The following is a 13,339-nucleotide window of genomic DNA, read 5'->3' on the forward strand; positions in this document are numbered from 1 at the left end:
ATCATATCTGCAGCGTCTCAGGATGAGTCGCGACGTGCCTCGGCGAGCAGCCAGTCGCTGAAGAACTTCAGCAGTGGCCGCTGGTCGGCGCGCTCGGGCGTCACGAGGTAGTAGTTGCGCTCGCCCGAGAGGGGCCGCGCGCAGGCGACCACGAGTTCGCCGCGCGCAAGCTCGTCGGCCACCAACATGGTCGGCATCAGCGCCACGCCCAGGCCGTGCGACGCGGCTGCGGCCAATATGGAAAACAGCTCGTAGCGCGGCCCGCCGCGCGCATTGGGCGCATCGATCTGCTGCGCGTCGAACCACTGGCGCCAGCCGTCCGGCCGCGTGCTCTGCTGCAGCAGCGGCATCTTCGCGATGGCCGCGGGCGCCACCGGCTTGCCACGCGGCAGAAGCGAAGGGCTGCACACCGGCACCACGTCTTCGTGCATGAGCAGCAACGCGTGCGTGCCTGCCCAGTTTTGTACCTGCGCGGGCGTGCCGGCGTACAGCGCGGCGTCGAACTCCGCATCGGCAAAGAGAAAGGGACGGGTGCGTGTCTCGATGTGCACCACCACGTCGGGCTGCAGCGCCGCAAAGCCTTTCAGGCGCGGCATCAGCCAACGGGTGGCAAAGGTGGGCACGGCCGCCAGCGACAGCGAGCCGCCTTCTCCCTGGTGGGCCATGGCGTCGAGCGTGTCGCGCTCCATGGCTTCGAGCCGCTTGGTGATCTGCCGCGCATACGCCGCACCGCTCGCGGTAAGAGCCACGCCATGGCGGGTGCGGCGGAACAGCGCCACGCCCAGGAAGGCCTCCAGCGTGCCGATCTGGCGCGACACCGCGCTTTGCGTAAGCGCGAGTTCCTGCGCGGCGCGGGTGTAGCTCTCGTGGCGCGCGGCGGCGTCGAAGCACACGAGAGTCTGCAGGGGGGGGATCTTGCGACGCATGTATGCCGCTAGTGTATGACTGGTGCGCGGTCGCTACCAATGGAAACACCTCTGCGCAGAGCCACAAGTTGTGCGTGGCACGCATATCTGGGTGAGGATTCATCGTTTGCGCCCGGCCCCTTGCATGGCTAGGATCGGCCCATTCCCCCTCGGTTTCTTTTTTCCCCTATTCCGGAGACAGCCACATGGCCGCCAAAGCGCAATTCCACTGGGACGACCCCCTTCTTCTCGACCAGCAACTGACCGACGAAGAACGCATGATCCGCGACGCGGCCAATGCCTACTGCCAGGAGCGCCTGGCGCCCCGCGTCATCGAAGGCTTTCGCACCGGCGAAACCGACCCCGCCATCTTTCGCGAAATGGGCGCGCTCGGCCTGCTCGGCCCCACGATTCCCGAGCAGTACGGCGGCCCCGGCCTGAACTACGTGGCCTACGGCCTGATCGCCCGCGAAGTCGAACGCGTCGATTCGGGCTACCGCTCGATGGCCAGCGTGCAGAGCTCGCTGGTGATGGTGCCCATCTTCGAATTCGGCACCGAAGCTCAAAAGCAGAAGTTCCTGCCCAAACTCGCCACCGGCGAGTGGATCGGCTGCTTCGGCCTGACCGAACCCGACCACGGCTCCGACCCCGGCAGCATGGTCACCCGCGCCAAGAAGGTGCCGGGCGGCTATTCGCTCAGCGGCGCCAAGATGTGGATCAGCAACTCGCCCATCGCCGACGTGTTCGTGGTGTGGGCCAAGGAAGTCAGCGAAAGCGGCATCGTGGGCCCGATCCGCGGCTTTGTGCTCGAAAAGGGCATGAAGGGCCTCTCGGCCCCCGCCATCCACGGCAAGGTCGGCCTGCGCGCCAGCATCACCGGCGAGATCGTGATGGACGGCGTGTTCTGCCCTGAAGAAAACGCCTTTCCCGAAGTGCAAGGCCTGAAGGGCCCGTTCACCTGCCTGAACAGCGCGCGCTACGGCATCTCTTGGGGCGCACTGGGTGCCGCCGAAGACTGCTGGCACCGCGCCCGCCAGTACACGCTGGACCGCAAGCAGTTCGGCCGCCCGCTCGCGGCCAACCAGCTCATCCAGAAGAAGCTGGCCGACATGCAGACCGAGATCACGCTGGGCCTGCAAGGCAGCCTGCGCCTGGGCCGCATGAAGGACGAAGGCACCGCCTCGGTCGAGATCACCTCGATCATGAAGCGCAACAACTGCGGCAAGGCCCTCGACATTGCCCGCCTGGCACGCGACATGATGGGCGGTAACGGCATCAGCGACGAGTTTGGCGTGGCGCGCCACCTGGTGAACCTCGAAGTGGTGAACACCTACGAAGGCACGCACGACATCCACGCGCTCATCCTGGGCCGCGCCATCACGGGCATTGCGGCTTTCGCGAACTAAGCACGCATGGCCAAGCCCGCAGCCCTGGACGGCATCAAGGTTCTCGATCTGTCCCGCGTGCTCGCGGGCCCGTGGTGCACGCAGATCCTCGCGGACCTGGGCGCCGACGTCATCAAGATCGAGCGCCCCGGCGTGGGCGACGACACGCGCACCTGGGGCCCGCCCTTCATCAAGGACGCGAACGGCAACGACACCGACCAGGCCAGCTACTTCACGGCCTGCAACCGCAACAAGCGCTCGGTCACGGTCGACATGGCCACGCCCGACGGGCAGGCGCTGCTCAAGCAGATGGCGGCGCAGGCCGACATCGTGGTCGAGAACTTCAAGACCGGCGGCCTCGAGCAATACGGCCTCGACCACAAGAGCCTGCGCGCGGCCAACCCGCGGCTCATCTACTGCAGCGTGACCGGCTTCGGCCACGACGGCCCTTATGCCGAGCGGGCGGGCTACGACCTGATGATCCAGGCCATGACCGGCATGATGAGCATCACCGGCCGCCCCGACGGCGAGCCCGGCGGCGGCCCGCTGCGCGTGGGCGTCGCGCTCACCGACCTGTTCACCGGCGTGTACGCGAGCACCGCCATCCTGGCCGCACTGCAGGTGCGCGACCGCACCGGCGAAGGGCAGCACATCGACATGGCGCTGCTCGACGTGGGCATGGCCATCCTCGCGAACCAGGCGAGCGCCTTTCTCAACACCGGCACGGCGCCGCAGCGACAGGGCAACACACACCCGAGCCTCGCGCCGTACCAGGACTTCCCCACGCTCGACGGCTCGATGCTGCTCGCCATCGGCAACAACGGCCAGTTCACGCGCTTCTGCGAAGCGGCCGGCCACCCGGAGTGGGCGGCCGATGCGCGTTTTGCCACCAATACCCTGCGCGTGAAGCACCGCGGCGTGCTCATTCCGATGATGGAAGAGCTCACGCGCACCCGCACCACCGCCGACTGGGTCACGCTGCTCGAAGACAAGGCCGTGCCCTGCGGCCCGATCAACGACATTGCGCAGGCTTTCGACGATGCACAGGTCAAGGCGCGCGGCTTGGCCGTCACGCTGCCGCGCGATGCGGGCGACGGCATCAAAAGCATCACGGGTGTGGCGAGCCCGCTGCGCCTGACAGCCACGCCGCCCGTGCTGCGCCATGCCCCGCCGGCGCTGGGCCAGCACACGCGCGAGGTGCTGGCCGAGTTCGGCATCGACGCCGCGCGCTTCGACACCCTGCGCGCGGCGGGCGTGGTCTAAGAAAGCAGGCAATCAAGCGAGGAGGGCAAGCCATGCCGGACCCGATCCACAGCCCACCGTTCTCGGTGCTGCGCATCGATCATGTCGTGCTGCGCGTGAAGGACGCGGAGCGTGCCATTGCCTTCTACCGCGACGTGCTCGGCTGCGCGGTCGAGAGGCGCCGCGAACACCTGGGGCTCGTGCACCTGCGCGCCGGCACCAACCTCATCGACCTCGTCACGCTCGACGGCCCGCTCGGCAAGCAGGGCGGCGCCCTGCCCGGCAAGGAAGGCCGCAACGTCGACCACATCTGCCTGCGCATCGAGCCCTTCGACGAAGCGGCGATCCGCGCGTTGATGGCACGGCACGGCGTGCCGGTAAACGGCGACGTGCAGAACAACTTCGGCGCCGAAGGCGACGGGCCTTCGATCTACATCACCGACCCTGACGGCAACGGCATCGAGCTCAAGGGTGCGGCGGGCTGATTCTGTTTGCCGCGGTTTCAGGGTCGGCGCTGCTGTTCGTTCAGGGCGGCGCACCCGCCGACGGGAGCGTGATTCAGAGCGGAGGTTGATCAGCCACGCACCAGCAGCGTGTCTAGGTGCACAGGGCATCGGGTGCTCCCCGCAGCGAAATAAAGGAGGAGGGGCGCAGCCCCGGGGGACATTCGCGGAGGGGAGTACCCGGTGGCCTGTGCACACGTCCCGAACAGACCGCACACCATGCCGCGCACTTCACTCCAACAGGCTCTTAGCCGGCACGCCCGACGATCGCCACGCCGAACACCACCACGCCGAGCACGAGGTTCAGGCTCACCAGCTTGCGCACCATGTCGAGCCGCCCGGCTGCGACGGGCCACGCGCTTTCGTCCACTGCGCGCCGCAAGGCCTTGAACACCGAGGCGCGGATGTAGACATAGATGCCCGCCATGACGATGGCAATGCCCATCATCGCCTCGACCCGCCAGTGCACGCCGCGGAAACCGCCCATCAGCAGGATCATGGCCACGCCGGTCACGAACAGCAGCGTGACCGCCGCATCCACGCCGACGAAGAAGCGCCGGAGCGCCGCGGCCATCATGCGCAGGCGCAGCGGCGGCTCCAGCGTGGCGACGGCGGCGGGGCGCACCGCAAAGTGCAGGGTGGCCATGCCGCCGACCCAGAAGGCGGCGGCCAGGAGATGGATGAAAAGAAGGATGACGTGTTGCATGGGGACCGATCAGAACACCGAAAGGCGCGAGTGCGCAATGTCGGCGCTGTTGCGTTAAAACTCCGTCTTTCGCACGCAAGAAAGAAAGACGAGGCTTCGATGACCCGCACCATCGCGCAAAAGCGCGCCGACTTCCGCGCCCTTCATGAGAAGGGCTGCTTCGTCATTCCCAACCCCTGGGACACGGGCAGCGCGCGCTACCTCGAAGGCCTGGGCTTCAAGGCGCTGACCACCACCAGTTCGGGCTTTGCATGGTCGCGCGGCAAGTCCGACGGCGCGATGCAACGCGGGTTGATCCTCGACCATCTGCGCGAGCTGGTCGTGGCCACCGACCTGCCGGTGAATGCCGATTTCGAGAACGGCTTTGCCGCCGATGCGCAAGGCGTTGCCGAGAGCGTGCGGCTTGCGGTCGAGACCGGCGTGGCCGGCCTTTCGATCGAAGATTCAACCGGCGATGCCGCAAATCCGCTTTTCCCCATCGATGTGGCCGTGCAGCGGCTGCGCGCCGCGCGCCAGGCCATCGATGCGGCAGGCGGCGACACCTTGCTGGTGGGCCGCGCCGAGAATTTCTTCGCGGGCCGGCCCGAGCTGGACGACACCATCGCGCGGCTCAAGGCCTATGCCGAGGCCGGCGCCGATTGCCTCTACGCACCCGGCATCAAGACGCGCGAGCAGATTGCCGCGGTGGTTGCGGCGGTAGCGCCGAAACCGGTCAACCTGCTGGTCGGATCGACCAGCGAGCTCACCATGCAGGACATCGCAGAACTGGGCGTGCGGCGCGTGAGCGTGGGCGGCGCGCTCGCGCGTGCGGCGTGGGGCGGGTTCATGCGCGCCGCCCGCACGCTGGCGGAAGAGGGGCGCTTCGATGGCTTTGCGGGCGCCGCCACGGGCAGCGAGCTTGACGGTTTCTTTCGTCCGTTCGGAAAGAGATAAGCGAAGAGGACCCCAGGGCCGTCATGGATACGCTGCTTGCGGAAATCCGCAGCTGCAATGCCTGCGTGGCTCACCTGCCGCTGGGGCCGCGGCCGGTGGTGCAGGCCAGTGCCAGTGCGCGGCTGCTGATCGTCGGCCAGGCCCCCAGCATGACGGTGCACACCACCGGCGTGCCGTGGAACGACAAGAGCGGCGAGCAGTTGCGCCGCTGGCTCGGCATCGACCGCGAGGTGTTCTACGACCCGGCACGGGTGGCGATCATGCCGATGGGCTATTGCTACCCGGGCCGCGGCAGCAGCGGCGATTTGCCTCCGCGCAGGGAATGCGCTTCGCTATGGCATGAACGCCTGCTTGCGCAGATGAAGCACATTGAGTTGACGCTGCTCATCGGCCAGTATGCGCAGCGCCATTTCCTCGGCAGTACCAGCAAAGGCGGCGTGACGGAAACTGTCGAGGCCTTTGCGGAGTACGCACCGCGCTTCATCCCGCTGCCGCATCCATCGCCGCGCAACACGGGCTGGTTCAAGCACCATCCGTGGTTCGAGCGCGACGTGCTGCCGGTGCTGCGCGAGCGTGTGCGCCATGTGCTGGAAAAAGCTGGCTAGCCGGGCTTTCGAACAGCCTTCTTCGGCGCCGCGGGCCGGCGCGGCGGCCTTGTCTCCAGCACCAGCTCGGCCGGCAGCGTGTCGTTCCATGACTCGGTGAAATAGGCGCGGTCGCTCGGCACGAGTTGCGGCAACGCTTCGCGCAGCAGGCCCAGCGACTGCCCGGCCGCTTGCAGGTCGCCCGCATGCGCCGCGTACCAGGCGTGCTCGAAAAGCAGGCTGCAATGCTGCAGGCCCGGGTAGCGTCGGCGTCCCGCCAGGTGGTCGGCCAGCCGCGCTTGTGCCACCTCGACCCAGCGCGCCGGCCAGTGCGCCGCATCGAAGGCATCGGCAAGCGGCCCGGCGAGCTTGGAAATATCGGCCGGCTCCAATGGCTTTTGCGCGCGGAACTGCGCGAGCGTCGGTTGCGGCTCTGGACGGCAATGGCCGCGCGCGATGCGCATCAGGTAGATCGCGTTCCAGGCGGAGCGGCCCTGGCCGTCGGTATGGCCGCAGAGCCATTCACTGAAGGCAATCCACTGCACGGCGCGGCGCGTGGTGTCGGCATTGCCGTCGTGCGCAAGCGCCGGCAGGTCGGAGAGGCCGACGCGGTCGAACAGCCATGCGGCCATGCCCATGTTGGCGGCCACGTGCTGCGCCGCGTCGAAGGAATGCGACTCGAAGGCTGCGGCCAGCGCCTCGCCGAAGCGGCGCAATGCCTCTTCGGCCAGTGCCGCGGCGGCGGGCTTGTCGTCGGCGGCAAGCCCGAGCGCGCGCGAGCGGCACACCAGCGCCCAGAGGTTGCACCACTCGAAGCGCACGTCGGGGTGGTGGCGCAGCACCACGCCGCGCGCCGCGTCGCCGGCCATGCCGCCCAGCAGCGATTCGGCGAGCGGCAGGTCGCGCGCGGTGTAGGCGCACCACGCCGAGACGATGCATTCCATCGCGCCTAGATAGTCGTTGCCCGCCACATGGTGCGCGAGGCGCTGCTTCTTGAGCGCCTGCAAGCGGCGGCGCGCCTGTTCGTTGTCGCCGAGCCGGCGCCACAGCATGGCCTCGTTGAGCGTGACCAGCGCGCGCTGAAAGTCGGTGGCAGCCAGCGTGCCAGCCAGGCGAATCGATTCGAGCGCGCTGGCCGATTGCCCCGCTGCGCTGCTGCCGCCCGCGACCGGCGCCATGAGCCGGCCTTGCCGCGCCGCCTGCTGCGAGGCGACCAGCTGCTTCCAGAATGCGGCGTCTTGCAAATGCACCGCATCGGGCGGCATTGGTGAACCGGCTGCCGTCGAACCTTTCTTGCGCGAACGCAGCCCAAGGAAAGACGCCACCTCGGCCGCCGTGGCGGCGCGGCCACCCACCAGCAGGCGAACACGCTTCGCCTCCGCCGCGGGCAACCAGAAGGGCCCCTGGCTGCGCCGCTCGTCGTTCAGGAAGCGCGGCTCACGCTGCGTGTCTTCGCCCCAGCCGACCTCGATGTTCCAAGCCTTGAAGTCGCGAAAGGCGCGGCTCACGACCATGCGCAGCGTGCTCGCGCCCGTGACTTCACCGCGAACGTCGGCCAGCCGCACGAGGCCGCCTTCGGCATCGTGCGCGTGCTTCATGCGCGCGAGCAGCCAGAGCGACTGGAAGGCCGCGCGCCGGCCATCGACCGACTGCGGCGAAGTGAGTTCGATGGAAACAGAGACGGGGGCGGTGGATTTGGGCACGCCCTGGATTGAACCTCAAATTGCACGGCAATGCCTGAAGGCCGAGGCCGTTTTTCTTTCAGTACCTGTCCCGCTCCGTCAGCGCTTGGACCTGGCTGCGCCCGATGCCCAGGTCTCGCAGCTCGTGGTCGCTCATGCCGGCCAGATGCTGCGAGTCGGCGCGGCTGCGGCGGTGCTCCGCAGCACGGCGGCGCCAGCTGCGCAGGGCATGCATCAGGCGTTGATGAAAGGGCGAGTGCGTTGGCGCTGTCACGATGGGCTCCTTGTTGGGGAGCACCGATCTTGCGACGAGGCATGCTATTGTGGAAGTTGAGATTTCTGACACTTCCAATCAGAATTCCTGATGCGACAACTCAACCTCGACCAGCTTCGCACGCTCATCGCCATTGCGGACCTTGGCACTTTCTCTGCGGCGGCCAGTGCGCTGCACCTTGCGCAGCCCACGGTAAGCCTGCACATCAGCGAACTCGAATCGCGGCTGGGCACGTCTCTGGTGGTGCGCGGCAACCGCCGCGTCACGCCCACCGCGGCTGGCGCGGCATTGGTCGAGCGCGGTCGCAAGCTGCTGCGCGATACCGACGATGCCATCGAAGCCGTCAAGCGCCAGGCCGAGGGCCGCACCGGCCGCGTGCGCTTGGGTACTTCGACGGGCGTGGTGGTCGACCTGCTGCCGCAGGTGCTCGAGGCATTGGGTGTGGGGCATTCGGGTATCGACGTGGAGGTGAGCATCCTCGGCTCGAACGACGCAATGTCTCGGCTGGCAGCGGGCACGCTCGATATTGGCCTGGTGGCGGTACCGCAGCCGCCGCTGCGCGACCTGGTCGTGACGCCGTGGCGGGACCAGCCCATGATGGCCTTCGTGCCGCAGCGCTGGAAGGCGCCCAGGCGCGTGACGCCCGCATGGCTGGCGGCGCAGCCGCTGATCTTCAACGAGGCCACCACGCACATGTACCGGCTCACCATGGAGTGGTTTGCGGCGGCGGGCTTCGCGCCGCGCGCGCGCATCGAGTTGAACTACGACGCGGCCATCCGCAGCCTGGTGGCGGCCGGCTATGGCGCCGCGCTGTTGCCGCTGCAGCAAACCACCGACGCGGCGCTGAACGAGCGCATGCAGATCCTGCCGGTCACGCCCAGGCTCACGCGGCGGCTGGGCATTGCACACCGCCAGCGCGCCACGCTCGACGGCGCCACGCTCAGCGTGTTGAAGGTGCTGACGGAGTTTCGCCAGCTCTGATTTCAGCTGCTGCGCGTGGCTTCGTTCGGAAGGCCTTCGATCGGGCACTCGGCGGTGCCGATGGTGCTGCGTGTGAACGACTCCACCTGCTTGCGCGCCGCTTCGGGGTCTTCGATCCACTGCTTGTAGAAGTCGAACGGGCATTCGGCCACGCCCTTGTCGCCGTCGCCCGAGTTGATGACGCCGGTGTAGCCGCGGTGCAGCAGCTTGAACAGGTGGTTCTGCGACTGGCCGTTCTTGCGCGCGTCGCGGATCAGCCCCATGGAAAGCTCGGCGTAGTTGATGCCCATTTCTTCCTCGCCGCATTCGCCGAGCGTGCGGCCGTCGAAGCCGACGATGGCCGAATGCCCGAAGTACGAGTACACGCCGTCGAAGCCCGCCGCGTTGGCCACCGCCACGTAGGTGTTGTTCATGAAGGCCATGGCTTTGGACACCAGGATCTGCTGCTCCTTGGCCGGGTACATGTAGCCCTGGCAGCGAATGACGAGTTCGGCGCCGCGCATGGTGCAGTCGCGCCAGATCTCGGGGTAGTTGCCGTCGTCGCAGACGATGAGGCTGATCTTCATGCCCTTGGGGCCGTCGCTCACGTAGGTGCGGTCGCCGGGGTACCAGCCCTCGATGGGCACCCACGGCATGATCTTGCGGTACTTCTGGACGATCTCTCCCTGGTTGTTCATGAGGATCAGCGTGTTGTAGGGCGCCTTGTCCGGATGCTGCTCATGGCGCTCGCCGGTCAGCGAGAACACGCCCCACACGTTGGCGCGGCGGCAGGCGTCGGCAAAGATGGCGGTCTCCTCACCGGGCACGGTGGCGGCGGTGTCGTACATCTCCTTCGCGTCGTACATGATCCCGTGCGTGGAGTATTCGGGAAAGATCACCAGGTCCATGCCCGGCAGGCCCTTCTTCATGCCGACCAGCATCTCGCCGATCTTGCGGGCGTTGTCCAGCACCTCGGCCTTGGTGTGCAGGCGGGGCATCTTGTAGTTGACGACCGCGACGCCCACGCAATCGCTGCTGCTCGAAATATCACCATGTCGCATGACGCTGCTCCTGAAGGATGGTTGAGAAACAAGAAAAAAAGCCCGGGCCGGTGTTCATCCGGCTCGGGCTTGTCTGCGGTGCGGCGGTGGGTGTCGTCGAAGCCGATTGTTCTCAACTCAGTGGGGGCTGCCCATACGTCATTTCGCTGATTGCGGCGGCCTTCAGCGGGGGCGTGCGTAGTCCGATTCGATCCAGGCCGTGGCGCTGGAGGTAGTGAGCCTGAAGGCCGGCGAGACGTTGACGCTGGCAAGCTCGGTGTCGTCCGCATCGTCATGCGCCGTGAGCGTGGCGGAGGGGCTGTCTTCGTCGGGCACGATGGCGAGCGACACGCGCACGCGCTGGTCGTTGCGCGCGGTGACGGTCACGCTCTTGTTGAGCGTGGCGTGCAGCTGCTGCTCATGGCGGCGGATGACTTCGGCGGCGGTCTTCACCAGTGTGGAGAACGCGGGGCCGTCGAGCGGCTTCGGGTTCTTCTTGTCGCGGCCCATGGTCCACGGGCCGACCAGCGCCGGCTCCGGGTCTCCGTGGCGCGTCATCTCGACGGCCCAGCCGTCGTCTTCCTCGTTCTTGGTCACGCGAGCGGTCCATTGGCCGTCGCGCCAGAGGCGGGCTTCCTGAAGGGGGAGGGTGTCGTCGGAGTCGGTGGAATCTGTGGCTTCGGTCATTCGGGTGCTTGTGTTCGTGTGCGGCTCATTTTCGCCCGCGCCAGCGAACGAGCACTCAGCGCTCAGAAGACCGACAGCCCGGTGCGCGCAACGAAGAGCTCCAGCGCCTTCATGCCGAGCAGCGAGTTGCCCGTGGCGTCCAGCGTCGGCGACCAGACGCACAGCGTGAGCCGGTCGGGCACCACGGCCACGATGCCGCCGCCCACGCCGCTCTTGCAGGGCAGGCCGATCGAAAACGCCACGTCGCCCGCCGCGTCGTAGGTTCCGCAGGTGAGCATCAGCGAGTTGATGCGCCGCGCCTGCCGCTCGCCGGTGACCTCGGCCTGGCCGTCGATCGGATGCGCACCGTCGCGGCACAAGAACGCGGCCGCACGCGCGAGCTGGCGGCAGTTCATCCGCAGCGCGCATTGGTGAAAGTAGGTGTCGAGCACATCGGCCACGTCGTTGTCGATCTTGCCGAAGCTCTTCATGAAGTTGGCGAGCGCGATGTTGCGGAAACCGGTCGCGGCTTCGGAGCGTGCCACCTCGTCGTCGAAGGCAATCGGCTCGCCGCACAGGCTGCCCATCAACGCAAGAATGTCGGCCTTGGCGCTGCCGCCGGCGGCGAGCGCCTGGCTCACGAGCCGGTCGGCCACGGCGATGGCACCCGCATTGATGAACGGATTGCGCGGCTTGCCGTGCTCGTTCTCCAACTGCACCAGCGAGTTGAAAGGGTTGCCCGAGGGCTCGCGTCCGATGCGCTCCCACAGCGCGTCGCCCATGCGCCGCATGGCGAGCGTGAGCGTGAAGAGCTTGGACACGCTCTGGATCGAGAACGGCGTTTCGGCGTCGCCCGCAAAAGCCTCGGCGCCCTGGCAGGTGCGCAGCGCAATGCCGAGCTGCCGCGCATTGACGCACGCCAGCGCGGGGATGTAGCTGGCCACCGTGCCGGCGGTGCCCAGCAATGGGCGCAGCGTGGCGACGATGTCGTCGAGCACCGGCTGGAAGTCTGTGTCCTTCATGCCCGTGCCTTTCGCCGGTTGACCATCACGATGCCCAGGGCGACACCCACCAGCGCCAGCATGAGATGCAGCGTGAGCGGCTCGCTGAGCAGCACCACGCCGAACACCAGTGCGAACAGCGGCGTCAGAAAGCTGAACGACGACATCTGCGTGGCGGGATAGTGCCGCAGCAGCCACATCCACGTGAGATAGCTCGCGAACGCGCCGATCACGGTCTGCAGGCCGATCGAGGTCCACGCCCAGGCCGAATACGAGAAGCCCCACTTTTCGCCCAGCACCAGCGAGATCACCGGGCACACCGCCGCGGTCACGCCGACTTGATAGAACAAGGCCTTCTCGGCGCTTGCGGTGGCGAGCCGAGTGGTGCGCAGCGCCAGCGTGGTCAGGCCCCAGAGCATGCCGCCCACGAGCCCCATCGCATCGCCCAGCAACTGGTTGGAGCTCGAATGCCCGAAGCCCTCGCTGAACGCGAACACCACGGCCGCGAACGCAATGACGAGGCCCAGCCATTGCAAGCCCCGCAGGCGTTCGGCCGGTACCCAGCGCGGCAGCAGCAGCGACACCCAGAAAGGCGCGGTGTACAGGAACACCGTGAGCCGCGAGGCCGAGGTGTGCTGCAGGCCCAGGTAGATGCAGGCGAATTCGCCCGCGAACAGCAGCCCCACGAGCAGGCCGCCCGGCAGCGTGCCGTCGCGCTCGAAAAGCGGCACCCGGCGCGACACGCACCAGAGCCACAGCAGCGCCACCGCACCTGCCATGCGGATGGAGGCCTGCCAGAGCGGCGGCACTTCGGTGACGGTGGTCTTGATGAGAATCTGCTGCAGCCCCCAGAACGCGCAGCATGCGATGAGAAGGCCGATGGCGAGGGAGTCGAGGTGGGTCTTGCGCTGGATCATTCGTCGGGTCAGAGCGGATGCTCGGTGTAGAAGCGCCCGCCATGGAACAGCAGCGGCGAGGCGCCCGCGTTGTGCGTGCAGCGCTCCACTTCGCCGACGAAGATCACATGGTCGCCTTCGTCGTAGCGGCTGCGGTTGAAGCACTCGAAGCTCGCCGCGGCACCCGCCAGCACCGGCGCACCGCCGAGCCCTTCGGTAAAGGCCACGTCCGCCCAGCGGTCGATGTTCTTGGTGGCGAAGCGCTCGGCCAATTCCTTCTGGTTGGCCGCCAGGATGTTGATGGCGTAGTGCGAGCCGGTGCTGAGCGCCGGCATCGAGCCCGCGGCGCGCGCCAGGCTCCACAGCACCAGTGGCGGCGCAAGCGACACCGAGTTGAACGAATTCGCCGTGAGGCCGACCAGCACGCCGTCGGCCGAACGCGCGGTGACGATGGTCACGCCCGTGGCAAACATGCCGAGCGCCTCGCGAAATTCTGCGGGCGAGAAGGTAGGGGGCTTGGCCCGGCGGGTGGTGGTCACGAAAGAGGCTGTGCGTTGGAAGG

At 67.5% G+C, this 13,339-nt stretch carries 15 protein-coding genes; 6 read left to right on the forward strand and 9 right to left on the reverse strand.

What is annotated here, in order from left to right; genetic code table 11:
- Positions 1-17: 17 nt before the first annotated feature.
- The gene (locus EJI00_RS06445; protein WP_126746643.1) at positions 18-926 is read right to left on the reverse strand and encodes a LysR substrate-binding domain-containing protein; all 909 of its coding nucleotides are present in this window, start codon (positions 924-926) and stop codon (positions 18-20) included.
- Between the two features lie 185 nt (positions 927-1,111).
- Here EJI00_RS06445 and EJI00_RS06450 point away from each other — a divergent pair, with 185 nt between their 5' ends.
- From EJI00_RS06450 to EJI00_RS06460, 3 genes are read left to right on the forward strand one after another with little or no spacing between them, the layout of a single operon-like run.
- Positions 1,112-2,311: an acyl-CoA dehydrogenase gene (locus EJI00_RS06450; RefSeq protein WP_126746644.1), complete on the forward strand. Its 1,200-nt coding sequence runs from the start codon at positions 1,112-1,114 to the stop codon at positions 2,309-2,311.
- Positions 2,312-2,317: 6 nt separating this feature from the next.
- Complete coding sequence (locus tag EJI00_RS06455; protein ID WP_126746645.1) at positions 2,318-3,553, forward strand: CaiB/BaiF CoA transferase family protein; 1,236 nt, start codon at positions 2,318-2,320, stop codon at positions 3,551-3,553.
- Between the two features lie 32 nt (positions 3,554-3,585).
- Complete coding sequence (locus tag EJI00_RS06460; RefSeq protein ID WP_126746646.1) at positions 3,586-4,017, forward strand: VOC family protein; 432 nt, start codon at positions 3,586-3,588, stop codon at positions 4,015-4,017.
- Positions 4,018-4,282: 265 nt separating this feature from the next.
- Here the strand turns inward: EJI00_RS06460 and EJI00_RS06465 are convergent, their stop codons facing one another.
- The gene (locus tag EJI00_RS06465; protein WP_126746647.1) at positions 4,283-4,741 is read right to left on the reverse strand and encodes a CopD family protein; all 459 of its coding nucleotides are present in this window, start codon (positions 4,739-4,741) and stop codon (positions 4,283-4,285) included.
- Between the two features lie 99 nt (positions 4,742-4,840).
- On the opposite strand from EJI00_RS06465, the gene EJI00_RS06470 reads away from it, so the two are divergent.
- Both EJI00_RS06470 and EJI00_RS06475 read left to right on the forward strand, forming a co-directional pair.
- Positions 4,841-5,674, forward strand: coding sequence for an oxaloacetate decarboxylase (locus EJI00_RS06470; protein ID WP_126746648.1), 834 nt, complete (start codon positions 4,841-4,843; stop codon positions 5,672-5,674).
- A gap of 23 nt (positions 5,675-5,697) precedes the next feature.
- Positions 5,698-6,279, forward strand: coding sequence for a uracil-DNA glycosylase family protein (locus EJI00_RS06475; protein WP_126746649.1), 582 nt, complete (start codon positions 5,698-5,700; stop codon positions 6,277-6,279).
- Here EJI00_RS06475 and EJI00_RS06480 read toward each other — a convergent pair.
- On the reverse strand, positions 6,276-7,961 hold the full coding sequence (locus tag EJI00_RS06480) for a hypothetical protein (RefSeq protein WP_126746650.1): 1,686 nt from the start codon (positions 7,959-7,961) through the stop codon (positions 6,276-6,278). The genes EJI00_RS06475 and EJI00_RS06480 overlap by 4 nt on opposite strands.
- Positions 7,962-8,019: 58 nt before the next feature.
- Complete coding sequence (locus EJI00_RS06485) at positions 8,020-8,214, reverse strand: DUF1127 domain-containing protein (RefSeq protein WP_126746651.1); 195 nt, start codon at positions 8,212-8,214, stop codon at positions 8,020-8,022.
- A gap of 90 nt (positions 8,215-8,304) precedes the next feature.
- Between EJI00_RS06485 and EJI00_RS06490 the strand changes: the two genes are divergently transcribed.
- The gene (locus EJI00_RS06490; protein WP_126746652.1) at positions 8,305-9,195 is read left to right on the forward strand and encodes a LysR family transcriptional regulator; all 891 of its coding nucleotides are present in this window, start codon (positions 8,305-8,307) and stop codon (positions 9,193-9,195) included.
- Positions 9,196-9,197: 2 nt separating this feature from the next.
- On the opposite strand, the gene EJI00_RS06495 is transcribed toward EJI00_RS06490, so the two are convergent.
- From EJI00_RS06495 to EJI00_RS06515, 5 genes are all read right to left on the reverse strand, one after another.
- The gene (locus EJI00_RS06495) at positions 9,198-10,235 is read right to left on the reverse strand and encodes an aliphatic amidase (protein ID WP_126746653.1); all 1,038 of its coding nucleotides are present in this window, start codon (positions 10,233-10,235) and stop codon (positions 9,198-9,200) included.
- Positions 10,236-10,397: 162 nt separating this feature from the next.
- Positions 10,398-10,901, reverse strand: coding sequence for a hypothetical protein (locus EJI00_RS06500; RefSeq protein WP_126746654.1), 504 nt, complete (start codon positions 10,899-10,901; stop codon positions 10,398-10,400).
- A 62-nt stretch (positions 10,902-10,963) separates the two neighbouring features.
- Positions 10,964-11,902: a glutaminase gene (locus EJI00_RS06505; RefSeq protein WP_126746655.1), complete on the reverse strand. Its 939-nt coding sequence runs from the start codon at positions 11,900-11,902 to the stop codon at positions 10,964-10,966.
- Positions 11,899-12,798, reverse strand: coding sequence for a DMT family transporter (locus EJI00_RS06510; RefSeq protein WP_126746656.1), 900 nt, complete (start codon positions 12,796-12,798; stop codon positions 11,899-11,901). Before EJI00_RS06510 ends, EJI00_RS06505 begins: the two co-directional genes overlap by 4 nt.
- Before the next feature lie 8 nt (positions 12,799-12,806).
- Positions 12,807-13,316 (reverse strand): flavin reductase family protein, encoded by a 510-nt coding sequence (locus EJI00_RS06515; protein ID WP_126746657.1) that lies wholly within the window; start codon positions 13,314-13,316, stop codon positions 12,807-12,809.
- Between the last annotated feature and the right edge of the window lie 23 nt (positions 13,317-13,339).

The organism is Variovorax sp. DXTD-1 (assembly GCF_003984625.1).
Lineage (GTDB): Bacteria > Pseudomonadota > Gammaproteobacteria > Burkholderiales > Burkholderiaceae_C > Variovorax.